The organism is Gordonia caeni, assembly GCF_039537105.1.
In the GTDB taxonomy this organism is placed as follows: Bacteria; Actinomycetota; Actinomycetes; order Mycobacteriales; family Mycobacteriaceae; genus Gordonia; species Gordonia caeni.
This window is the reverse complement of record NZ_BAAAZW010000001.1, coordinates 468,197-489,947: the sequence shown is the minus strand read 5'-3', so window position 1 is coordinate 489,947 and position 21,751 is coordinate 468,197. Positions and strand designations below refer to the sequence as shown.

Annotated in this window: 20 protein-coding genes; 7 read left to right on the top strand and 13 right to left on the bottom strand. The window is 68.8% G+C overall.

The annotated features are described in order from the left end of the window. Window positions 1-1,515: a fatty acid desaturase gene (locus tag ABD732_RS02275; protein WP_344780147.1), complete on the bottom strand. Its 1,515-nt coding sequence runs from the start codon at window positions 1,513-1,515 to the stop codon at window positions 1-3. Window positions 1,516-1,654: 139 nt separating this feature from the next. On the opposite strand from ABD732_RS02275, the gene ABD732_RS02270 reads away from it, so the two are divergent. After that, entirely contained in the window at window positions 1,655-2,434 is a 780-nt protein-coding gene (locus tag ABD732_RS02270) for an SGNH/GDSL hydrolase family protein (protein WP_344780145.1), read from the top strand. Between the two features lie 10 nt (window positions 2,435-2,444). Continuing rightward, window positions 2,445-3,329, top strand: a complete 885-nt coding sequence (locus ABD732_RS02265) for an enoyl-CoA hydratase-related protein (RefSeq protein ID WP_344780143.1) — start codon at window positions 2,445-2,447, stop codon at window positions 3,327-3,329. 43 nt (window positions 3,330-3,372) lie between these two features. Here ABD732_RS02265 and ABD732_RS02260 read toward each other — a convergent pair whose 3' ends face one another. The 4 genes from ABD732_RS02260 to ABD732_RS02245 form a co-directional block, all read right to left on the bottom strand. After that, window positions 3,373-4,173 (bottom strand): acetoin reductase, encoded by an 801-nt coding sequence (locus ABD732_RS02260; RefSeq protein WP_344780141.1) that lies wholly within the window; start codon window positions 4,171-4,173, stop codon window positions 3,373-3,375. 113 nt (window positions 4,174-4,286) lie between these two features. Further along, the gene (locus ABD732_RS02255; protein ID WP_344780139.1) at window positions 4,287-4,829 is read right to left on the bottom strand and encodes a hypothetical protein; all 543 of its coding nucleotides are present in this window, start codon (window positions 4,827-4,829) and stop codon (window positions 4,287-4,289) included. 121 nt (window positions 4,830-4,950) lie between these two features. Continuing rightward, window positions 4,951-7,146: a 3-hydroxyacyl-CoA dehydrogenase NAD-binding domain-containing protein gene (locus tag ABD732_RS02250; RefSeq protein WP_344780137.1), complete on the bottom strand. Its 2,196-nt coding sequence runs from the start codon at window positions 7,144-7,146 to the stop codon at window positions 4,951-4,953. Window positions 7,147-7,178: 32 nt separating this feature from the next. After that, entirely contained in the window at window positions 7,179-8,390 is a 1,212-nt protein-coding gene (locus ABD732_RS02245) for an acetyl-CoA C-acetyltransferase (protein WP_344780135.1), read from the bottom strand. Between the two features lie 124 nt (window positions 8,391-8,514). On the opposite strand from ABD732_RS02245, the gene ABD732_RS02240 reads away from it, so the two are divergent. The 4 genes from ABD732_RS02240 to ABD732_RS02225 are packed head-to-tail and all read left to right on the top strand — an operon-like array spanning window position 8,515 to window position 12,696. Then, entirely contained in the window at window positions 8,515-9,705 is a 1,191-nt protein-coding gene (locus tag ABD732_RS02240; RefSeq protein WP_344780133.1) for a TetR/AcrR family transcriptional regulator, read from the top strand. After that, window positions 9,698-10,792, top strand: a complete 1,095-nt coding sequence (locus ABD732_RS02235; RefSeq protein ID WP_344780131.1) for an adenylate/guanylate cyclase domain-containing protein — start codon at window positions 9,698-9,700, stop codon at window positions 10,790-10,792. Before ABD732_RS02240 ends, ABD732_RS02235 begins: the two co-directional genes overlap by 8 nt. Window positions 10,793-10,849: 57 nt before the next feature. After that, window positions 10,850-11,845, top strand: a complete 996-nt coding sequence (locus ABD732_RS02230; RefSeq protein ID WP_344780129.1) for an ATP-binding cassette domain-containing protein — start codon at window positions 10,850-10,852, stop codon at window positions 11,843-11,845. Then, complete coding sequence (locus ABD732_RS02225) at window positions 11,842-12,696, top strand: ABC transporter permease (RefSeq protein ID WP_344780127.1); 855 nt, start codon at window positions 11,842-11,844, stop codon at window positions 12,694-12,696. The genes ABD732_RS02230 and ABD732_RS02225 overlap by 4 nt, the downstream gene beginning before the upstream one ends. A 30-nt stretch (window positions 12,697-12,726) precedes the next feature. Here the strand turns inward: ABD732_RS02225 and ABD732_RS02220 are convergent, their stop codons facing one another. The 8 genes from ABD732_RS02220 to ABD732_RS02185 all read right to left on the bottom strand — a co-directional run bounded on the left by ABD732_RS02220 (window position 12,727) and on the right by ABD732_RS02185 (window position 20,829). Further along, entirely contained in the window at window positions 12,727-14,070 is a 1,344-nt protein-coding gene (locus ABD732_RS02220) for an MFS transporter (protein WP_344780125.1), read from the bottom strand. Between the two features lie 152 nt (window positions 14,071-14,222). Next, window positions 14,223-15,542, bottom strand: coding sequence for an ROK family transcriptional regulator (locus ABD732_RS02215; protein WP_344780123.1), 1,320 nt, complete (start codon window positions 15,540-15,542; stop codon window positions 14,223-14,225). A gap of 256 nt (window positions 15,543-15,798) precedes the next feature. After that, a complete protein-coding gene (locus ABD732_RS02210) occupies window positions 15,799-16,482 on the bottom strand; it encodes a histidine phosphatase family protein (RefSeq protein WP_344780121.1) in 684 nt (227 codons plus the stop codon). Window positions 16,483-16,485: 3 nt separating this feature from the next. Then, on the bottom strand, window positions 16,486-17,226 hold the full coding sequence (locus ABD732_RS02205) for an SDR family NAD(P)-dependent oxidoreductase (protein ID WP_344780119.1): 741 nt from the start codon (window positions 17,224-17,226) through the stop codon (window positions 16,486-16,488). Beyond that, window positions 17,223-18,239 carry a phosphotransferase family protein gene (locus tag ABD732_RS02200; protein WP_344780117.1) on the bottom strand — a complete coding sequence of 339 codons (1,017 nt, stop codon included), beginning with the start codon at window positions 18,237-18,239 and terminating at the stop codon, window positions 17,223-17,225. Before ABD732_RS02200 ends, ABD732_RS02205 begins: the two co-directional genes overlap by 4 nt. Then, on the bottom strand, window positions 18,232-19,449 hold the full coding sequence (locus ABD732_RS02195; RefSeq protein WP_344780115.1) for an acyl-CoA dehydrogenase family protein: 1,218 nt from the start codon (window positions 19,447-19,449) through the stop codon (window positions 18,232-18,234). The genes ABD732_RS02200 and ABD732_RS02195 overlap by 8 nt, the downstream gene beginning before the upstream one ends. A 63-nt stretch (window positions 19,450-19,512) precedes the next feature. Continuing rightward, window positions 19,513-20,115, bottom strand: a complete 603-nt coding sequence (locus tag ABD732_RS02190) for a TetR/AcrR family transcriptional regulator (RefSeq protein ID WP_344780113.1) — start codon at window positions 20,113-20,115, stop codon at window positions 19,513-19,515. Between the two features lie 9 nt (window positions 20,116-20,124). After that, a complete protein-coding gene (locus ABD732_RS02185; protein WP_425552962.1) occupies window positions 20,125-20,829 on the bottom strand; it encodes a TetR/AcrR family transcriptional regulator in 705 nt (234 codons plus the stop codon). Window positions 20,830-20,854: 25 nt separating this feature from the next. On the opposite strand from ABD732_RS02185, the gene ABD732_RS02180 reads away from it, so the two are divergent. Further along, entirely contained in the window at window positions 20,855-21,745 is an 891-nt protein-coding gene (locus ABD732_RS02180; protein ID WP_344780109.1) for an oxygenase MpaB family protein, read from the top strand. The last annotated feature ends 6 nt before the right edge of the window (window positions 21,746-21,751 follow it).

Genomic DNA, 21,751 nt, shown 5'->3' with positions numbered 1-21,751 from the left:
TCATTCTCCGATCGGGACGAAGTCGATCTTCTCGCGAACCCCGCAGTCGGGGCAGGCCCACGCGTCGGGCACGGCGGCCCAGGCTGTTCCGGCCGGGAAACCCTCGCGCGGTGCGCCGTCGGCGACGCGATAGACGAACTCGCAGTTGGGGCACCGGTAGGCGCTCGGCGGCCGGCCCGTTCGCTGCTTCGGGGCGACGGCCACACCGCCCGCGGTGGAACTCGGTGCGCCGGCGGCGTTCACCGGGCCCGGCCCATCCTCTCGGACGGAGGGCGCCGCGCCGTACTTGGCGAGCAGGGCTTCCTCCTTGCCCGGCTGCAGATTCGCCTTGGTCAGATCACCGTCGTAGTGCGCGATGACGCGCTTGTCCATGACCTTGCGCCACAGCGGCGGGAAGTAGGCGATGGTGATCATGCTGGCGTAGCCGCTCGGCAGGTTCGGCGAGTCCTCGAAGCTCCGCAGCGTCTGGTACCGCCGGGTCGGATTCGCGTGGTGGTCGCTGTGCCGCTGCAGGTGGTACAGGAAGATGTTGGTCGCGATGTGGTCGGAGTTCCAGCTGTGCTGCGGGGTGCAGCGCTCGTAGCGGCCGCGGGCGTTCTTCTTCCGCAGCAGGCCGTAGTGCTCGAGGTAGTTGACCGTCTCCAGCAGCGAGAAGCCGTAGACCGCCTGCAGCACCATGAACGGCAGGATCTGCCACCCGAAGATCACCGCGAGGGCGCCCCACAGGACGATCGACATCGCCCAGGCGTTGAGCACGTCGTTGCTCGGGTGCACCACTGCGCGCTCGAGCCGCTTCATCCGGTTGGCCTCCAGCGACCATGCGGACCGGAGCGATCCCCACACGCTGCGCGGCAGGAAGGACCAGAAGGTCTCACCGAAACGCGAGCTCGCCGGATCCTCGGGAGTGGAGACGCGGACGTGGTGGCCGCGGTTGTGCTCGATGTAGAAGTGCCCGTAGAAGGTCTGGGCCAGCGTGATCTTGGAGAGCCAGCGCTCCATAGTGACCTTCTTGTGGCCGAGCTCGTGGGCGGTGTTGATACCGATGCCGCCCATCGCGCCGATCGAGAGGGCCAGACCGATCTTGGACACCAGGCTCAGGCCACCCCCGTCGACTCCCAGCCAACTCAGATCGTTCGCCGTCCAGAGGTAGCAGGCGAAGATCAGGCTCGCGAGTTGGAACGGGATGTACACGTACGTGCAGTAGCGGTAGTACCTGTCGTTCTCCAGCTGCTCGATCAGCTCCTCCGGCGGATTCTGGCCGTCGGGGCCGAAGAAGACGTCTAGCAGCGGGAGCAGCAGATAGACCAGCATCGGGCCGATCCACCACCACACCGGCGACAGGGTGTTCATCCAGCTCCAGTCGAGCTGGTGCCCGATCCAGTTCATCAGCGCGATGAATCCGGTCGCGACGAAGATCGCCGTCGGGGGGATCAGGCCCAGCACCCAGAGATGACGCTTCTTGTCGCGCCATTGCAGGTCCGGGGCGTCGGGGCTGTCGATCGTCGGATGTGCCATGTCTTCCTCTCCTCGTCTGAACTACGAGTCAAGTTGACACTAGGCCGTATTGCGTCCGTTGTCTATACAGATTGGTAAATTTGTACACTCGCGGGTGGCCTACCTGCATCGGGTCTGCCGGACGCCTACCATCTAGGCCGTGCAGTATTCGCGTTTCGTCGCCCTCGGCGACAGTCAGACCGAAGGCCTGTGCGACCCGGATCCGCGGTACGAGTACCGCGGCTGGGCGGACCGGCTGGCCGAGCGATTGGCTCAGCTCAACCCGGAGTTGCGCTATGCCAATCTGGCGGTGCGCGGCAAGACCACACGCCAGACGCGAGAGGAACAGCTCCCGCGCGCCCTCGCGATGGAACCGGATCTCATCACCGCGCCGCTGGGCATGAACGACGTGCTCAGCAGCTCGGACATGACGCGGATCCACGACGACCTCGAAGCGGTCTACGACGTCCTCGCCGGGACCGGTGCGACGGTACTGATCTCGACCTATCCCGACGTCGCCCGCACCATTCCGCTGGGCCGGCGGCTGGAGGACAAGCTGCTCGCTCTGAACGACATGATGCGCGGCTTCGCCGACCGGTACGGCTTCGTGCTGGTGGACCTGTACACCGCCCCGGTACTCACCGACCTGAGGACATGGGCGCCCGACCGGCTGCACGCGTCACCGCTGGGCCACGAGCGTTTCGCCGCGGGGGCCGCGCACGCCCTGGGGCTGCCGGACAGCTCTCCGGAGTGGGGCGCTCCCCTTCCGTCGCTACAGGATCCGCATCGCCTCTACCGGCACGTCCGCGACGGACGCTGGGCCGTGCAGTATCTGACCCCCTGGATGATCCGCCGCCTCCGCGGCCGCTCCCTCGGCGACGGCCGCACCCCCAAACGGCCCGACCTCACTCCGGTCATCGAGGGGCAGCCGCTGTCGTAGGGTCGCATTCATGACCTACACGCACTTCGACGTCGCCGACTCGGGCAAGATCCGGACGGTCACCTTCAACCGGCCGGAGAAGCGCAACACCTTCACCATGGAGATGTGCCTGGAGCTGGGGCGACTGTTCGATCGGGTCGATGCCGACGACGACGTGCGGGTGGTGATCTTGACCGGCTCCGGCCCCGCCTTCTGCGCGGGCGCCGAGCTCAGCGAGGGCTTCATCAGCGACGCCGAGCTCACCGAGGAGCAGCGCGCGATGGTCGCCGAGGTCGGGACCGTCGACGGCGTCTCCCGCGATCCGGGCGGCTGGCTCGCCCTGAAGATCGCCCGGTCCACCAAACCGGTGATCGTCGCCTTCAACGGTGCGGCCGTCGGCATCGGCGTCACCATGAGTCTGCCCGCCGACATCCGGATCGCCGCCGAGTCCGCGCGGTTCGGCTTCGTGTTCACCCGGCGCGGGATCGTGCCCGAAGCCGGTTCGACCTGGTTCCTGCCGCGGCTGGTCGGCATCTCCCAGGCGGTGGAGTGGGTGGTCACCGGACGGGTCTTCGGGGCCGAAGAGGCGCTGCGCGGACGGCTGGTGAACTACGTGGTGCCCGATGACCAGTTGCTGACCAAGGCCCGCGAACTCGCTACGGAGATCGTCGAATCCACCTCGGCCGTGTCCGTCGCGGCGGCCCGCCGCATGCTGTGGCACGGCCTGGAGCTCCCGTCGCCCTGGTACGGCCACGCCGCCGAGTCCCACGGCATGTTCGCCATGGGCGCCTCCCCGGACGGCCGCGAGGGCGTCGCCTCGTTCTTGGAGAAGCGTCCCGCCGAGTTCCCGATGTCGGTGGCCGACGAGCTGCCGGGCTTCGTCCCGGACTGGCCGGCCCGCCCCGCCGACCTGTAGCCCCGTCTCGCCGCTCGAGCGGCCCTTCCTCGCAGATCGAGGATCAACGGAAGAGCAGACCGCCGTCGATCAGGCCGGCCTGACCGGTCATGTAGTCCGAGTCGGGCCCGGCCAGGTAGCTGACGTAGCCGGCGACGTCGTCGGGGGTCTCGGCGCGACCCAGGGCGATGCCGGAGACGAATTTGTCGTAGGTCTCGCCGATCTCGGCACCGGTCAGTTCGGCGAAGCGGCGGTCGATGTCGACCCACATGTCGGTGCCGACCACTCCCGGACAGTAGGCGTTCACGGTGATCTTCTTATCCGCGAACTCGCGCGCCGCGGCCTGGGTGAGGGCGCGTACCGCGAACTTGCTGGCGCTGTAGCAGCCGAGCATCGGGAAGCCGTCGTGCCCGGCGATCGACGAGGCGTTGATGATCTTGCCGGGGCGGCCGAGCTCGATGAACGTGGCCGCGGCCGCCTGGATCCCCCAGAGCACGCCGTTGATGTTGATCCGCCACAGGCGATCCACTTCCTCGGGTCGCACATCGGCCAGCGCCTCCACCATCGCGATGCCGGCGTTGTTCACCATGATGTCCAGACCGCCGAGGTCGGCCACCGCGCGCTCCACCGCCGCGAAGACCTGATCCCGGTCACTGACGTCGGCACCGACCGTGGTGGCGCGGACACCGAGGGCCGCGACCTCGTCCTTGACCGCCTCGGCGGACTCGGCCGTCAGGTCGACCAGGCAGACGTCGGCGCCGTCCCGGGCCAGACGGAGCGCGATGCCCCGGCCGATCCCGCGGGCGGCGCCGGTGACCAGCGCGACCTTTCCGGCGAGCGGGCGGGCGGGATCGGTGTCGGCCATGAGAACCTCCGGGTCACTGCGGCGCCCCTCCGGCGCTCGACTGACCTCACCGTAGGAACGGGCCTCGCCTCCCGGCGAGAGTTGCAGGGGGTTGCACCCGCACGGGCTCCGGGTCAGCCGGCGAGGTCGTCGGGGCCGATGTCGTGGTCGGGGAAGGTCAACACCGGCTGTGCGCTCTCCAACTCGGTACGGAAGCGACGCGCCTGCAGATCCTCGGCGGCGGCGCCGATGAGACGGTCGGCGGCTGCGCCCGTCCGCGCGAAGCGCATGTCGACCAAGACTCCGTCGATCCGCACGTCCACGCACCACCGGGCGGCACCGAGCACACGAGCGGTCAGGACGAAGGGCGTCGCCACCAGCGCCGCGAGACCGGAGATCACGTACACCAGCCCCAACACCAGCGGAAGCAGCACCGCAGTCTCGACATGGCCCGGCAGGTTGACCAGATCGACCACCCGGTCGAGCAAGGTGGGCTTCTCCCGTTCGGCCGCCGCACAGGTGTCCTCTACCGGATCGGGATCGGGCAGCGGAAGGGTCTGATCGATCCAGTGCACGGATTCGACCCCGAACCCGCCGTGGCCCACGGCCGGGCGCCACGCCAGCAGCCGGCGCCGCACCGACCAGGACTCGCCGCCGAGTGTCGTTCCGGATCGCATGCCGGTCGATCCTAGCCAGTCGGCGGCGATCTGCGACCGAACGGCTCGGGCCACAAGAGCGAACCGGCCCCGGCGGACGGAAAGTCCACCGGGGCCGGTCGGCACCACAGTCAGCGGTGTGTCACTTCTTGACCAGGTTCTCGTTGGTCAGCTTGGTGACACCCTGGTCGGCCTTCTCCACGAGCGAGGCCGGCGGCTCGAAGTGGCTGCCGTACTTGCTCGCCAGATCCTTGGCTCGCGCGACGAAGCCGGGGACGCCGCCTTCGTAACCGTTGATGTACTGGATGACACCACCGCTCCAGGCCGGGAAACCGATCCCGAAGATCGAGCCGATGTTGGCGTCCTCGACGGAGGTGAGCACACCCTCGTCGAAGCACTTCACAGTCTCCAGCGCCTCGGCGAAGAGCATGCGCTCCTTCATGTCCTCGAGCGGAATCTCCACCGAGCCCGAGTTGAAGGTCTCGCGGACGCCCGGCCAGATCAGGCCGCGCTTGCCGTCGGCGTAGTCGTAGAAGCCCGCGCCGTCCTTCTTCGAAGTGCGGCCCAGCTCCACCATCTTGTCGATGACGGCGTAGGAACCGTGCGACGGGATCTCGATGCCCGAGGCCTTGGCACCGGCCTCGGTCTCCTTGCGGATCTTCTGCATCAGGGTCAGCGTCAGCTCGTCGGACAGCTGCAGCGGCGCGGCCGGGTAGCCGGCCTGGCTGCCCGCCTGCTCGATGAACGCCGGCTCCACACCCTCGCCGACGGCCGCGATGGCCTCGTTGATGAAGGTGCCGATGACGCGGCTGGTGAAGAAGCCGCGGCTGTCGTTCACGACGATCGGGGTCTTCTTGATCTGCAGGGTGTAGTCGACGACCTTGGCGAGCACCTCGTCCTTGGTCTTCTCACCGCAGATGATCTCCACCAGCGGCATCTTGTCGACCGGCGAGAAGAAGTGGATCCCGATGAAGTCCTCGGAGCGCTTGACGCCCTCGGCGAGGATGGTGATCGGCAGGGTCGACGTGTTCGAACCCAGCACGGCGTTCGGCTCGACGATGTCCTCGATCTCCTGGAAGACCTTGTTCTTCACCTCGACGGACTCGAACGCGGCCTCGATCACCAAGTCGACGCCCTTGAAGTCCTGCGGGTCGACGGTCGGGTGGATCCGGTCGAGCAGAGCCTTGCTCTTCTCTTCGGTGGTCTTGCCACGCGAGAGAGCCTTCTCCTCGAGCTTGACCGAGTAGTCCTTGCCCCGGTTGGCGGCGTCGATGTCGATGTCCTTGAGGACCACGTCGATACCGGCCTTGGCCGAGACGTAAGCGATCGCGGCGCCCATCATGCCGGCGCCGATCACACCCACCTTCTTGGCCTGCCACTTGTCGAAGCCGTCCGGACGCGAGCCGCCGCCGTTGATGTGCTGCAGATCGAAGAAGAAGGCCTTGATCATGTTCTGCGCCACCTGTCCGGTGACCAGCGACACGAAGTAGCGGGTCTCGATCAGATCCGCGGTGTCGACGTCGACGTAGGCGCCCTCGATGGCCGCGGCCAGGATGGCGCGCGGCGCCGGCATGTTGGTGCCCTTGATCTGCTTGCGCAGGAGCGCCGGGAACGCCGGGAGGTTGGCCGCGACGGCCGGGTTGGTCGGCGCGCCGCCCGGGATCTTGTAGCCCTTGACGTCGAACGGCTGCTGAGCCTCGGGGTTGTCCTTGATCCAGGCCTTGGCCGCCGGAATCAGGGCGTCGACGCTGTCGACCACCTCGTTGACCAGGCCCAGGTCCTTGGCCTTGGCCGGACGCAGACGCGGACCCTGCAGCAGCACGCCCATCAGGGCCTGCTGCATGCCGAGGAGGCGCACGGTGCGGGTGACGCCGCCGCCGCCGGGGAGCAGGCCGAGGGTCACCTCGGGCAGGCCCACCTGGGCGCCCTTGACGTCCGCGGCGATGCGGTAGTGGCAGTGCAGCGCCAGCTCCAGGCCGCCGCCGAGCGCCGCGCCGTTGATGGCGGCGACGACCGGCTTGCCCAGAGTCTCCAGGCGACGCAGCACGGCCTTCATGCCGTTGGTGCGGTCGGTGATCGCCTTGGCGATCTCCTCTTTGGTCTCGGTGCGGTCGGCGGTCATGTCCTTGAGGTCGCCGCCGGCGAAGAAGGTCTTCTTCGCCGAGGTCAGCACCACGCCCGCGATGTCGTCCTTCTCGGCCTCGAGACGGTCGACGGTGGCGGCCAGCGAATCCATGAACAGCTGGTTCATCGTGTTCGCGCCCTGATTCGGGTCGTCCATGGTGAGGATGACGACGCCGTCGGCGCCGGACTCCCACGCGATCATGTTGTCACTCATGTGTTCAGTCGTTTCCTTAGTCTCTCTGGTCTTCAGACGCGCTCGATGATGGTCGCGACACCCATGCCGCCGCCGATGCACAGGGTCACCAGGCCGTAGCGGCCACCGGTGCGCTCGAGCTCATCGAGGCAGGTGCCCAGGATCATCGCGCCGGTGGCGCCCAGCGGGTGACCGAGGGCGATCGCGCCGCCGTTGACGTTCACCTTCTCGTGGGGGATGCCCAGATCCTTCTCCCACTTCATGACGACCGAGGCGAAGGCCTCGTTCAGCTCGAAGACGTCGATGTCGTCGACGGTCAGTCCGGCCTTCTCCAGCACCTTCTCGGTGGCAGGGGTGGGACCGGTGAGCATGATGGCGGGCTCCGAGCCGACCTCGGCGTAGGCGACGATGCGCCCGCGCGGGGTCAGGCCGTTGCGCTTGCCGGCCTCTTCCGAACCGATCAGCACCAGGCCGGCGCCGTCGACGATGCCGGAGCTGTTGCCACCGGTGTGAACGTGCTCCACCTTCTCGACGCTCGGGTACTTCTGCATGATGACGTCGTCGAAGCCGGCCATGTCGGCCAGCGCCTGGAAGGCGGGCTTCAGCTTGCCGAGGCTCTCGGCGGTGGTGCCCGGACGCATGTGCTCGTCCTGCTCCAGGAGGGTCACACCGTTGATGTCCTTGACAGGGATCACGGAGTTCTTGAAGCGGCCGGCCTTCCATGCCTCGTCGGCACGGCGCTGGGACTCAGCGGCGAAGGCGTCGACGTCCTCGCGGGAGAAGCCCTCCATGGTGGCGATCAGGTCGGCACCGATGCCCTGCGGGGCGATGTAGTTGTCGTAGGCCGTGGCGGGGTCCATGAAGAGGGCACCGCCGTCGCTGCCCATCGGCACGCGCGACATCGACTCGACGCCGCCGGCCAGGACCAGGTCGTCGAAGCCCGAGGCCACCTTGGCACCGGCCAGGTTGCAGGCCTCCAGGCCCGAGGCGCAGAACCGGTTGATCTGGGTGCCGGGAACGCTCTGGCCCAGCCCCGAGGTCAGCGCCGCGGTACGGGCGATGACCGCACCCTGTTCGCCGACCGGCGAGACCACGCCGAGGACGACGTCGTCGATGGCCTTCGGGTCGAGGTCGGGGTGCCGCTCCAGGAGGGCGTCGATCAGACCGGAGATCAGGTCGATCGGCTTGACGCTGTGCAGCGCACCGCCGCGCTGCTTGCCACGAGGCGTACGCACCGCGTCGTAGATGAATGCTTGGTCAGGCACAAGTGTTCCTTTCACACGAACCTAGATGGTTACCCAGTGAGGCTAACGCGGATTAACGCATTTGGCTATACCCACAGGTGGATCCGTAGGAATCCGTTCCTTCATCAGCTATGGTCGGTTCACAATGCCGTCCCCCAGAAGCCCTCGCCGCGATCGCGCGGAGGATCGTCGCCGCCAGCTGTCCGCCGCGGCCGCGTTCCTCTTCGCCGACCGCGGCTACCCGCATGTCGCGGTCTCCGACATCGCCGCACGCGCCGGAGTCAGCACTCCGACGGTGTACCGGTACTTCGCCGACAAGCAGGCGCTGCTCTTCGCGGCCACTCAGTCCGGGGTCGACACCTTCGAATCGCACACGCGCGAGGCCCTGCGTCGCGAAGAGCAGCGCGATCACCCCGACTCCGCCCAGGCGGTGGTGACGGCGGCGACCGCGCTCAGCGCCACCGACCCCGGCGCCACCTCGCTGTGGCGCTGGTCCGGCCAGCATCTGTCCGACGAACAGAACCGCGAGGTGGTGCGCCGCACGCGCAGTGTGCTGCGGCGCTGGGCGGCGGCCATCGCCGAGAGTCGTCCCGACCTGTCCGAGCGCGAATCGATGTATCTGGCCGGCGCCGTGCTGTCGGTGGCCGGCAGCGTGATCGGCCGCCTCTCGCGGACCGACCGTCAGCTCGCGGAATCGACTGTGGAGCAACTGGTCTGGCGACTGTTCACGTTGCGTCCGGCGCTCGCACCGCCGCTCCCGGAGCCGATGGCGACGCCCGCCGCGGGCGACGGTCGGCGCGACGAGATCCTCGACGCGGCAGCCCAGCTGTTCGCCGACCGCGGCTATCCGGGAACCGGCATGGACGACATCGGTGCGGCCGTCGGGATCACCGGCCCCAGCGTCTACAAGCATTTCCCGTCCAAGGACGCGATCCTGGTGGCGATCGGCCGGCGCAGTGCGCTGCGCCTGGAGGCCGGTGCGATGGCCGCCGCCCTCGTCACCTCCGACCCCGCCGAGCTCCTCGATCTGCTGGTGGACTCCTATGTCCGGGCCATCACCGCTTCTCCCGACCTTCTCGTCGCTCTGACCAGCGGTTACGCCCTGGCCGAGCAGCCTCAGGCAGCCGACCTGCTGGCCAGCCAGCGGCAGTACGTCGCCCGCTGGATCGAACTGCTGAAAGCGGCCCGCCCGGAGCTTCCGCCGCCGGTCGCGACACTCACCGTGCACGCGGCACTGGCCGTGGTGAACGACGCCGTGCGGATGCCGCGCAGCACTCCACGGCCCGAGTTCGCCTCCCGCATGGCCTATCTCGTGAAAGGTTTACTTCATGAGTGACGACGATCCGCCTACCGCCGGCCCGTCCATCGACTACACGCGCGATCAGATCGTGCAGCGACTGCGGGTGGATCCGGAATTCGCGACTCGCCTCTGGTCGGCGTTCGGCTTCGCCCACGATCCCGACACCCACGAGCCTGACCGCGACACCGCTGCGGATCCCGGCGAGCCCGACTTCGCGTTCACCGAACGGGATGTAGCGGCACTGGCCGTCTTCGTCGGCAAGGATCGCGAGATGGATCCGGCCGCCCAGTTGGCCGCGGCCCGGTCCATCGGCCAGGCCACCGCCCGCCTGGCCGAATGGGAGGCCGAACAGATCCGGACCCTGGCCGCCGATCCCCGCGTCGAGATGAGCACCGAGCAACTGACCGACGCGGTGGCCCAGATCCACAACTTCATCTGGCGGCGCCACCTGCAGGGCTTCCTCGAACGCGGTTCGGTGGCCGACACCGGTTCCGGTGAGCACGGCGACGTGATCATCGGTTTCGCCGATATCGTCGGTTACACCTCGCTGTCGCGCCGGCTGCAGCTCGGTGAGCTCGAAACACTGCTCGAAGCCTTCGAATCCGCGGCCCACCGGATCATCACCTCGGGCTCGGGACAGGTGATCAAGTCCATCGGCGACGCGGTGATGTTCACCGCGCCGACCCCGTCGGCGGCCGCCGAGATCGCACTGGAACTGCACGCCCTCACCTCCGACGGGCAACTTCCCACCCTCCGGATCGGTATGGCCGCCGGTCCCGCGCTGATCCGGATGGGTGACGTCTTCGGCGAACCGGTGAACATCGCCGCCCGGCTGGCCAGTGCGGCTCGGGCCGGAACCACCCTGGTCGACCAGACCCTGGCCGACGCCCTGGCCGAGGATCCGGCGATCCACCTCAACCACCTCAGCTCGCTGTCGGTCCGCGGCTATCGCAGGCTCAAGGCGCACGCCCTCACCCGCGGCCGGCAGGCCGTCGGCGATCCGGACGGCACCGGACCGGCTCCCGAATCCGAGGAGAAGCGGCATCGCAAGCGGGAGAAGAAGGCGCGGCGCAAGGGTGCCAAGGAGTTCACCAAGAAGCTCGAATCCGACGAGTCCCGGTGATTCACGACGGAGGAAAACCGATAGCCGGGTGTCGTACGTTCGGTCTACCCTGATCGGGTGAATGACGAACCAGCCGCGGTAGAAGCGATCGACCTGGTGAAGCGCTTCGGCGACTTCACCGCCGTGGACGGGGTGAGTTTCTCGGTCCCGGCAGGGACCGTACTCGGCATGCTCGGTCCGAACGGAGCAGGTAAAACCACCACCGTCCGCATGATGACCACCCTGTCCCAGCCGACCTCCGGCACCGCCCGGATCAACGGTTTCGACGTGCGCGAGCAGCCCGGGCAGGTCCGGCGCAGCATGGGCCTGACCGGGCAGGCCGCCACCGTCGACGAACTCCTGACCGGTCGCGAGAATCTCGCGATGATCGGCGGCCTGTACGGGATCGGCCGCAGAGAACTGCGCGCACGCAGCGACGAGTTGCTCGAGCAGTTCTCCCTCACCGAGGCCGGCGACAAAGTGGTGCGTGACTATTCGGGCGGCATGCGCAGACGCATCGACCTGGCCGTGAGCCTGATCAGCGCGCCGCCGGTGCTGTTCCTGGACGAACCCACCACCGGCCTGGATCCGCACAGCCGAAACGAGTTGTGGGACGTGCTCCGCGGGCTCGTCGCCCGGGGCACCACCCTGGTCCTGACCACGCAGTACCTGGAGGAGGCCGACCAGCTGGCCGACCGTATCGTCGTCGTCGATCAGGGTCGGATCATCGCCGACGGCACCCCGCTGGCCCTCAAGGACCAGGCCGGCTCGGCCAGCGTCGTCGCGACCCTCACCCACGCCGCTGACCTGGCCACCGCCCATGCGCTGATCGCCCCGATCGCGGGCGGGCTCAGCGGCTCGGGGAGCGCCGAGGTCTTCCTCGACGAGGCCGGCCGGTCGCTGACCCTTCCCGCGGGTGGCCTGGCCGACCTGACCACAGTGGCCCAGCTGCTGGACGAATCCGGCATCGCCGTCGACGACCTGAGCCTCTCACGCCCCAGCCTCGACGACGTCTTCCTCTCCCTGACCGGCCACCGCACCGCCCCCGACGAACCCACCGAGGACGAGACATGACCGCCCCAGCCACCGCCACCGTCGCCGCCGACAACCCCGCGCCGGTCGCCTTCTCCCCGCCCAGCCTGTGGCGGCAGACGGCGATCATGGTGAAGCGCAGCCTGATCCATACCCGCCGCATGCCCGAGATGCTCGCCGACGTCACGGTGCAGCCGATCATGTTCGTGGTGCTGTTCGCCTTCGTCTTCGGCCCGGCGATCCCGGTGGCCGGCGAGACCAGCTACAAGGAGTACCTGCTCCCCGGCATCATGGGCCAGACGATCGCGTTCACGGCCTTCATCGTCGCCACCGGTATCACCGCCGACGTGGACAAGGGCATCGTCGATCGCTTCCGCTCGTTGCCGATCTCCCGGATCTCGTATCTGTTCGGCCGCTCGATCGCCTCGGTGCTGCACTCGATGATCGGCATCGTGGTGATGGCGCTGACCGGTCTGGCGATCGGCTGGCGGATCCACACCTCGGTGGCCGAGGGAATCGCCGGCTTCGCCCTGCTCGTCCTTTTCGGGTTCGCGCTGATCTGGTTCGGCGTGCTGATCGGATCGCTGCTGCGCTCGGTGGAGGCGGTCAACGGCGTCATGTTCACGACCATCTTCCCGCTGACCTTCCTGTCCAACGCCTTCGTTCCGACCGCCCCGATGGCACCGTGGCTGCGAGCGATCGCCGAGTGGAATCCGATCTCGTCGCTCGTCCAGGCGCTGCGCGTGCTGTGGGGCAACGGACCGGCCGCCGGTCCGGACTCCGCCCTGCCGCTACAGCATCCGGTGATCGCGACGGTGCTCTGGTCGGTGGGCCTGACCCTGGTCCTCGCACCCTTCGCGCTGCGCGCCTATCACCGTCGCACCGCGGACTGAGTCTTCCAGGACACGATCGGAGCGCTCAGGTCAGCCGACGGCGACGGCGGACTCCCGGACCGGCGAGGTCTGCTCCACCTCGCCGGGCGAGCGGGGAACCATTGTGGTGGCCGCGGCGCCCAGCAGCGCGATGACTCCGAACAGATAGAAGGCCGCGTTCGCCGAGACGCCCGCCCCGATGAGCAGGCCGCCGAACAGCGGGCCGACGATACCGCCGAGCCGACCGAAGCCGGCACACCAAGCGACGCCGGCGCCGCGGGCTCGGGTCGGGTAGTAGTTCGCCACGTAGCCGTAGATCAGTACCTGAGTGCCGATGGTGCCCACGCCGGCGACGGCCACCGCCGCGAGAAGCACTCCCACCGGGAGCCCCAGGGTGAGACCGATCATCGCCACCGCCGCCAGGCAGAACGAGGTCGCCACCACGCGCTGCGGGCCGCGCCGGTCCGCCAGTCGCGCCGCGATCAGCCCGCCGACGATCGCACCGCCGTTGAGGACCAGTAAGAACGCGATGGATCCCTTGGCGTCGAACCCGGCCGACTTCATGATCTGGGGCAGCCAGGTGTTGAGTCCGTAGGTGAGCAGCAAGCCGGCGAAGCTCATCGCGCCCAACAGGAGCGTCGGCGCCAGCAGCGGGCGACGGGCGAGAGCACCGAATCCGATGTGGGAGGACTGCGGCGCGGTGGGGGCTGCCGGAGCGGTGTCGACGTCGATGCCGACGCGGGCTCCGACCTCACGAGCCTCCGCGAGCCGCCCGCGGCTGGCCAGCCAGCGCGGAGACTCCGGCATCTTCACCACGGCCAGCGGGAGCAACGTGATCAGCGGCAGCGCTCCGATCCAGAACAAGCCGCGCCATCCGACGGCGGACTCCAGCCCGATCGCCGCCAGCGCGGCCAGTACACCGCCGGCCGGGATACCGCTGTAGACGATCGCGTTGAAGACGTTGCGTCGCCCTTCCGGGGCGAACTCGGCGATCATCGCACCCACGGTGGCGACCACGCCCCCGATCCCGATGCCGGTCAGGCAACGAAGTACGCCGAAGACCGCGACGTTGGGTGCCAGCGCGGTGGCGCCCATGCCGACCGAGAACCAGACGATGCTGGACAGCATCATGGTGCGGCGGCCGAGGCGATCTCCCAGGCCGCCGGCGAGGAAGGCACCGATCATCATGCCGACGAGCGCATACGACCCCAGCGCCCCCGCTGTGCCCGCGCTCATCGGACCGAGTTGGGACGGGTCGTCGAGCAGCGTGGGGAGGACGGCACCGTAGACCACGAGGTCGTAGCCGTCGAAGACGACGGCCACCGTGGCGAGGGCGACGACCCACAGGACGTTGCGGGGTATCGGCGCCGCGGTCGGGGCTGGGCTGGTGTTCATGGGACTGCCTCTCAAAGGTCGGGTACCGACAACCTTTGTGAATCAGGCCATAGAGAACACTGGGGCCTTGCCTAGTCCTGACCCCGGCCCGGATTGATAACCGGCGGCACCGGATCGAACGCGCCCGTGCATGACCGCTGGTCGCGGCCCGGCTACGCGGTGTGACTGAGGGCTTCGAGCGGATCGGCGTAGATCGCATCCAGGGCGACGGCGCCGGCGGCCTTCTGCTGCACGGTGATCGCCGACCGGGCGACGCGCACGTCGCGGTTGGTGATCACCGACGTGGCGCGCAAGGCCTTGGACACCACCGGCAGGGCCTCCGGATAGTCGGTGAACGCCTGCCCGCCCAGGATCACGTGGTCCGGGTTGAAGATGTCCGAGATCAGTGCGACGGTGCGGCCGAGGATCTCGGCACGCTCGGCCAGGATGTCGTGCGCGACGGTGTCGCCGGTGCGCGCCGCATGCCGAAGACCTTCCAGGGTGTCCACGTCGAGACCGGCGGCTGCCGCGGCCCGCAGGACACCCGAGTCGCCGATGGCCTCCTCGAGCCTGCCGGTCTTGTCCGGGTCCAGCAGCCGGGTCTCGCCGGTCGGGAAGTGCCCGATGGTGGGCGGACCGGCCGCCGGGGTGTGCACGGTGCCGTCGACGCTGAACGCGATGCCGGCCATTTCGCGGGCGTAGAAGTACAGGAAGTTCTGGCTCGACTCGGCCGGGTTCACCACGAGTTCGGCGGCGGCCATGGCCTCGACGTGCGAGGCCACCGAGACCGGCAGTCCCAGCGACTGGGCGATCAGCTCGCCGACCCGCACCCCGGACCAGCCCAGACGCGGATGGTCGACGACGCCGGAGCCGGACACCCGGCCGCCGATGGCTACCCCGCCCCACAGCAGGCGCTTGCCCACCCAGCGGTCGGCGAACCGGCGGGCGCTGGTCCCGATGGCGGTGATCACCTGGTCGGGCGTGGCGGCCTGCGGCGTCGGGATGTTGATCGCGCCGACGACGCGGTGCTGCAGGTCGTGCGTGGTGATCGCGGTGGTCCGGTAGCCGATGTGGATGCCGACCGTGAGGAACTCTCCGGTGTTGATCTCGAAGGGCACTCGCGGGCGGCCGACCGCGCCGGGCGGGGTCAGATCGGCGCGCTCACGGATCAGTCCCGCCTTGAGCAGCGCGCTGACCTGGCGGTTGACGGTGGAGATCGACAGTCCGGTGAGGGCTGCGGTGTCGTCGCGGAAGACCGGCCCGGAGACGCGGGCGGTCCGCAGCACCAGGGCCGCGGCCTTGGTGGACAGCTGCAGGCTGGCGACGCCCGAGTGTGGGGTACTCACGCGGACCGCCGGGCGTGCGGGTGCCGACGTCGCGCGCCGAACCTTGACGGTCTTCGCTCTCTGAGCAATCTTCGCTCCCTGAGCAGCAGTTCTCGTTCCCTGAGCAGGTCCGGGCGCGATGACACTTTTTTCGAGTGTGGAAGTCATTTTGTGTTGTCCTAGGGGTGCCGAGTGCGCGGCCGAGGGACGGCACAGCGCAGCGTTGATCGAATGCCCGCGAGCGGGCCGGGGCTGGGTTCAGCGCATTCGGCAACAACACAGGACACGAGCCAGCGGCAGGCGGCACCCCAGAGCGGTGGTCATATAGGTGACCTCCGGGATGGCATACGGCTGACCGGTCATAGCGCTCAAGCTAGCAAGCTTGTGCGCGGTCGGCAACATCGGGTGGCCGGCCGCCCGCTGGTCAGCGGAATGTCGCGAGACCGACATCGGTGGCGGCGAGGTGGCCGTGCTCATTGGTCGAGACCACGGTGATGCCGCGGCGCCCGACGATCAGCTTGGTGATCGAGGCGTTCACCATGGCCCGCGCCAGCGCCGGCCAGGACTCGGCCGGGACGCCCCACAGGCGGGCGACGAGCGCGGTGATGGTGCCGGCAGAGGAGACGACGAGCACCGTCTGGCCCGACCCGGCCAGTTCCACCGCCCGATCGGCGGCTGCGCCGGTGCGCGCGACGTACTCGGCGTAGGACTCCACCGAATCCGCCGCACCGGCCGTCCAGCGCAGCAGTGCGGCGTCGAGCACCTGCTGATAGCCGGCCGGAGTGTCGTACAAGTCCGGCGACGGCCCGCCGGGCAGCGCCGGGATCACGTATTCGTCCCATCCTGGATCGACGGCTGAGGCGGGCAGTCCGGCGGGGTGCACCTCGCCGAAGGCGGCCAGGACACCGTCCAGAGTCGCGCGCTGCCGGGGCAGGTCACCGCTGACGGCGGCGGTGAACTCGGGCACCTGCCGCGCCAGTTCGAGCCCGGTGTGCCGCGCCTGGGCGAAGCCGAGATCGGTCAGTCCGGGAGCATCGGGGGCCGCCGGTTCGGACGAGTAGGCGTGCATCGGCGCCTGACCGTGGCGCACCAGATAGAGGACACCCACGGCTCAGGCCCGATGCAGGTTGGTGCCGGGCCGGCTCAGCACTGCCTGCGGCAGCACCGCGTAGCGGCCGAGTTCGGTCACCGCGAAGGCGATCGCGGCGACGTCTGCGCCGGTGATCATCTCGCCGGCCGGGATCGCACCGTCGCCCTTGGTCCACTCGGACATATCGGTGTCGACGAAGCCCGGGCATATCGCTGTCGCGGCCACGCCGTTGACGGACTCCTCGAGGTTGAAGGTCTCGCACATCGAGATCAGCGCCGCCTTGGTGGCGCCGTAGGCCGTCATGGTCGGCTCGGGGTAGACGCCGGTGATCGACGACAGCGCGATCACCTTCGCCGCACCGTCCTCGCCGGCGGTGGCCCGCAGGGTCGGCAGCAGCCCCTGCATCAGCAGGAACGGAGCGCGGACGTTCACCTGATAGAGCTTGTCGAAACGACGGACCGGGAAGTCGGCGACAGCGCCCAGCGTGCCCATGCCGGCGTTGACCACCAGCGCATCGCACCGGCCGTACGCCGCGACGTGGGCGTCGGTCAGGGCGGCGATCGCGGTCTCGTCGGTCATGTCGGCGGGGACCGCCTCGACGCGGACACCCAGCGCGCGCAACTCGGCGGCCTTGGCGGCGAGCGCCTCCTCCCCGCGCGCGCTGATCGTCAGGTCCCAGCCCGCGTCGGCCAGGCGCTCGGCGATGGCCGCGCCGATGCCGCGCGAGCCGCCGGTGATCAGTGCTGCTTTCGGTGTGCTCATTTCAGTGCTTTCAGTCCGTCGGCGATGAACGAGGCGGTGGCCTCGGCGGCACGCTCGGCACCGGAGGCCCCGGAGGAGCCGCCCTGCAGAGCGCGGTGGGTGATGCCCTCGGCGATCACCGCGAGTTTGAAGTCGGCCAGGCCCAGGTAGAAGCCCCAGTCGCCCAGGTCCACCCCGGCCACCTCGGCGTAGCGCTGCGCCATCGCTTCGCCGTCCGGGTAACGATCGCTGGTCCAGGCGGCATCGAAGCCCAGCACGCGGGAGAACACCGGCTCCCGGTAGACGGTCATCAGGGCCACATCGGTGAGCGGGTCGCCCAGCGCAGACAGTTCCCAGTCGACGACGGCGGCGATGCGCGCCGGGTCGTCGGCGGCGATGATGGTGTTGTCGACGCGGTAGTCGCCGTGCACGATCGTCGATCGCGCGGACTCGGGGACCCGCTCGGCCAGGGCGGCGGCGAGACGCTCGACGTCGGGCAACTCGCGCGTCTTCACGTGACCCCACTGCCGGGTCCACAACTTCACCTGCCGGGCCGCGAAGCCCTCCGGGCGACCGAAGTCGGCGAGCCCGACCGCCTTGTAGTCGACGGCGTGCAGGTCGGCGAGCGTGCGGACCATGGCGTCGAAGTTCGCCCCCACCTCGGCGTCCGACCAGGATGCGAGGTCGTCGGTGGACCGGATCACCTGACCGTCGACGAACTCCACCACGGTGCAGGGCGCGCCGATCACGTCACCGGTGCGGTCGAGCGCCACCGGCGTTGCCACCGGAACGTCGGTGTCCACCAGCGCGGAGGTGACGGCCCATTCGCGTTCCATGTCGTGCGCGGACGGCGTGAGACCGGCCATCGGCGGCCGGCGCGCCACCCAGCGATGCACGTCGTCGTTCACGGCGAACGTCAGATTGGAGCGTCCACCGCTGATCAGGTCGATGTGCAACTCGCCTGTCACCTCGACGCCGTTGTCCGACAACAGCTTCCGCACATCGTCGGCGCGAAGTCCCAGATGATCAGCCATGCCGGACTCCCGCTTCCTTCTGCTTGCGGGCGCGGCCGACGGCCCGCTTGGCCAGCGCCCAGCGGTGCACTTCCGAGGGGCCGTCGTAGATCCGGAAGGGCCGCACCTCGTTCGCCAGGCGGGCGAGCGGAAGATCCTCGGAGACGCCGAGTCCGCCGCACATCTGGATGCAGCGATCCAGGATCCGGGAGAACGCCTCGGCCCCGAAGGTCTTGGCGATCGACGTGGAGTCCGAGGCGTGCTCGCCGCGGTCGAGTTCGTAGCAGGCGCGGGTCAGCAGCGCGCGGCTCGCGGCGAGGTCGATCTCGTTGTCGGCCACCATCTGCTGGATCATGCCGAGGTCGCCGAGCTTGCCGCCGAAGCCCTCGCGGGTGCTGACGTAGTCCAGCGCGATGTCGTGCGCGCGCTCGGCGATGCCCATCCAGCGCATGACGTGGGTCATTCGCGCCGGACCGAGCCGCACCTGGGCGTAGCGGTAGCCCTCGTCCACCTCACCCAGCACGTCCTCGTCGGGTACGAACACATCGGTGAAGGTCACCTCGCAGTGCCCGCCGAGCATCCCGCGGTCGTAGGTGCGGACGTGCCGGTCGACGCTGATCCCCTCGGTGTCGCCGGGGGCCAGGAACATGGTGGCACCGCCGCGGTCGCCCGGCTCGCCCTTGGTGCGCGCCATGATGATCCACATCCCGGCGCCGTCGGCGCCGGTGATGAACCGCTTGACGCCGTTGATCCTCCAGCCGCCGGGGGCGCGGACCGCATGGGTCCGCAGGGCGTTCGGGTCGGCACCGGCGCCCGGCGCCGGTTCCGTCATGGCGAAGGCGCTGCGGATCTCGCCCTTGGCGAGAGGCTCGAGGTAGCGGTCCTTCTGCTCGGGGCTCGCGACGTGGGCGAGCATGTGCACGTTGCCCTCGTCCGGCGCACCCAGGTGCAGGGCCACCGGCCCGAAGGTGGAGCGGCCGGCCGCGGTGAACACCGGAGAACGATCTGACATGTCGAGCCCCAGGCCACCGAACTCGATCGGCGCGTGGGGCGCGAAGATCCCCAGCTCCTTGGCCTGAGCGTTCAGCGAACGCCGCAGATCGTCACCGCCGGCCGCCTCGATGTCGCCGGCGAATTCGTTCTCCAGCGGCAACACCACGTCGTCGATGAAGGCCCGGGTCCGGTCGACCAGGTCGAGGACCTCCGGGTTGTAGGACAGATCGACAGCCATCTCACTCACTCCCTACCGAACGCTCGCTCGGTGGATCTACCGTGGCATCGCGCGTCTGGTTCGTCAAGCCGGCGGCGTGTACCCGACCAGTTCGCGGGCGAACGCGAGGTTCCGGGCGATCAGCTCGTCCGGCCCCAGCGGGCCGTCCGGCCGGTACCAGGTGGAGACGCCCACGCACATCGTGGTCAGCGCGCGCGCCGCGTCCTTCGGGTACGGAGTGGTGAACACCCCGGCCGCGACCCCGGCGTCCACCGCCTCGTCGACCAGCCGCTGCTGCGCATCCCGATGTCCGACGTACACGGCGCGATAGTCCCCGTCCATGCTGCGGATCTCGGTGGACCCGACGAAGGCCTGCTCTCGGCGGTACATGTGGAACCGCAGCAGCGACTCGACGAGCGCCTCGAAGCGCGCCAGCGGATCGTCGCCGGCCTCGGCCAGGGCCGCCGCGCTCCGGTCGAGCAACTCCGACATCGTCAGCTCCGAAAGACCTTGGAGCAGCGACTGCTTCGACGGATAGTGGTGATACAACCCGGGGACCGACAGTCCCGCGCGTGCCGCGATCTCGCGGACGGTGGTGCCGTGATACCCGTGCTCGGCGAAGGCTTCCAGAGCGGCAGCGAGCGGAGCGGGCAGCTCCGGCGGTCCGTAATCACGCCAGGTGGTCATGCCCCGACACTAATCGCCACCCGGGACCACGCCCGCGAGGCCGTCCGGCAGCAACATCCGGACACAGACCTCGATCAGTTGCTCACGGTCGAGATCGACGGCGCCCTCGGTCCACGAAGCCAGAACTCGACTCAGCCCTCCGACCTGGAAGTATGCCGCCGCCGTGGTCTCCGGACCCCGGGGGACGCCGATCGCCTGGACAGCCGAATCGGTGGTCAGCTGAACGAACAACCGGGTGGACTCGCCACGCTTGGCGGCCACCACCGGACTACGCAGGGTGTCGGTGAACAGCAGTCGCCCCTTGCGCCGGTCGGTGTCGATCACCCCGACGACGGCGCGCACGGCCTGCGCCACCTTCTCGCGACTGTCCCCGCCGGCGGCGAATGCCGCGAGCGCCTCCTCGGCGATCTCGGCGATCACCCCGTCGTAGGTGGCCGCGACCAGTTCGTCGACCCCGGCGAAGCTCTCGTAGAAGTAGCGCGGAGTCAGGCCGGCGTGCGCACAGATTCCCCGCACGGTCACCGCGCCGGCCTCCTCGCGCGCCAGCAGGTCCAGAGCCGCGTCGATCAGGGTGGCGCGCCGGCGCGCGACCCTGGTGTCCCCGGCCTCTCCACCATAGGAGCGCAGGGACGGTTCCGGACGAAACGAACTCACCCCCTCATCTTGACACCTGGAGTCCACGGGAGTTGAATCAAACGCAATAAGTGGTAACATGTGTTATCAGATGAAGGGAGCGGCCATGACCGCAGATGCCGTCAGCCCCAGCCAGGCGCACAGCCTCGCCCGGGACGCCGAGACCATGCCGCGCTCGACGCGTGACGAACTCGACCGTGTCCAGATCGACGACCTGGACATGCTGGGCCTCGCGGTCCTCGCCGGGCCGGCGAACGTCATCATGCAGCTGGCCCTGCCCGCCGTGGGCTACGGCGTCTACGAATCGAAAGTGGACTCGGGCAATCTGTTCAAGCGCCCGACCAAGCGGACCCGCACCACGCTGACCTACCTGGCCGTCGCCGCGATGGGCTCACCGGATATCCGCAAGGCCTACCGCCAGGCGGTCAACAAGTCGCACGCCTACGTCCGTTCCGACGCCGACAGTCCGGTCAAGTACAACGCCTTCGACCCGAAGTTGCAGCTGTGGGTGGCCGCCTGCCTGTACCGCGGCTGGGAAGACATGCAGCGGATTTACGGCGATCCGGCCAAGATCACCGAAGAGGCCTACCAGCAGGGCGCCGTCATGGGCACCACCCTGCAGATGCCGCGCGACCTGTGGCCGGCCACCCGCGCCGATTTCGAGGCGTACTGGCAACAGACCGTCGACGAGCTCGAGATCGACGACACCATTCGCGAACATCTGATGAAGATCGTGCGGATGGACTTCACCTACCCCGCGCTGCGCCTGCTCTTCGGCCGGTACTCGGAGACCATGACCATCGGCTTCCTGCCCGAGGAGTTCCGCAAGAAGATGCGCATCGAGCAGACACCGATGCAACGGCGGATCTTCAACGCGCACAACGCCGTGGCCCGCCAGGTGATCCGGTTCATGCCCAAGCCGCTCCGTGAGTTCCCGTTCAACGTGATGCTCGTCGACCTGGAGTGGCGCCGCCGCACCGGCCGCCCCCTCGTCTGAGGGCGG

Bases quoted from the DNA above. Each gene is read 5' to 3' on its own strand.
- ABD732_RS02275 (WP_344780147.1), bottom strand. From the start codon at position 1,515: ATGGCACATCCGACGATCGACAGCCCCGACGCCCCGGACCTGCAATGG.
- ABD732_RS02265 (WP_344780143.1), top strand. From the start codon at position 2,445: ATGACCTACACGCACTTCGACGTCGCCGACTCGGGCAAGATCCGGACG.
- ABD732_RS02260 (WP_344780141.1), bottom strand. From the start codon at position 4,173: ATGGCCGACACCGATCCCGCCCGCCCGCTCGCCGGAAAGGTCGCGCTG.
- ABD732_RS02255 (WP_344780139.1), bottom strand. From the start codon at position 4,829: ATGCGATCCGGAACGACACTCGGCGGCGAGTCCTGGTCGGTGCGGCGC.
- ABD732_RS02250 (WP_344780137.1), bottom strand. From the start codon at position 7,146: ATGAGTGACAACATGATCGCGTGGGAGTCCGGCGCCGACGGCGTCGTC.
- ABD732_RS02240 (WP_344780133.1), top strand. From the start codon at position 8,515: ATGCCGTCCCCCAGAAGCCCTCGCCGCGATCGCGCGGAGGATCGTCGC.
- ABD732_RS02235 (WP_344780131.1), top strand. From the start codon at position 9,698: ATGAGTGACGACGATCCGCCTACCGCCGGCCCGTCCATCGACTACACG.
- ABD732_RS02225 (WP_344780127.1), top strand. From the start codon at position 11,842: ATGACCGCCCCAGCCACCGCCACCGTCGCCGCCGACAACCCCGCGCCG.
- ABD732_RS02220 (WP_344780125.1), bottom strand. From the start codon at position 14,070: ATGAACACCAGCCCAGCCCCGACCGCGGCGCCGATACCCCGCAACGTC.
- ABD732_RS02215 (WP_344780123.1), bottom strand. From the start codon at position 15,542: ATGACTTCCACACTCGAAAAAAGTGTCATCGCGCCCGGACCTGCTCAG.
- ABD732_RS02205 (WP_344780119.1), bottom strand. From the start codon at position 17,226: ATGAGCACACCGAAAGCAGCACTGATCACCGGCGGCTCGCGCGGCATC.
- ABD732_RS02200 (WP_344780117.1), bottom strand. From the start codon at position 18,239: ATGGCTGATCATCTGGGACTTCGCGCCGACGATGTGCGGAAGCTGTTG.
- ABD732_RS02195 (WP_344780115.1), bottom strand. From the start codon at position 19,449: ATGGCTGTCGATCTGTCCTACAACCCGGAGGTCCTCGACCTGGTCGAC.
- ABD732_RS02190 (WP_344780113.1), bottom strand. From the start codon at position 20,115: ATGACCACCTGGCGTGATTACGGACCGCCGGAGCTGCCCGCTCCGCTC.
- ABD732_RS02185 (WP_425552962.1), bottom strand. From the start codon at position 20,829: ATGTTACCACTTATTGCGTTTGATTCAACTCCCGTGGACTCCAGGTGT.
- ABD732_RS02180 (WP_344780109.1), top strand. From the start codon at position 20,855: ATGACCGCAGATGCCGTCAGCCCCAGCCAGGCGCACAGCCTCGCCCGG.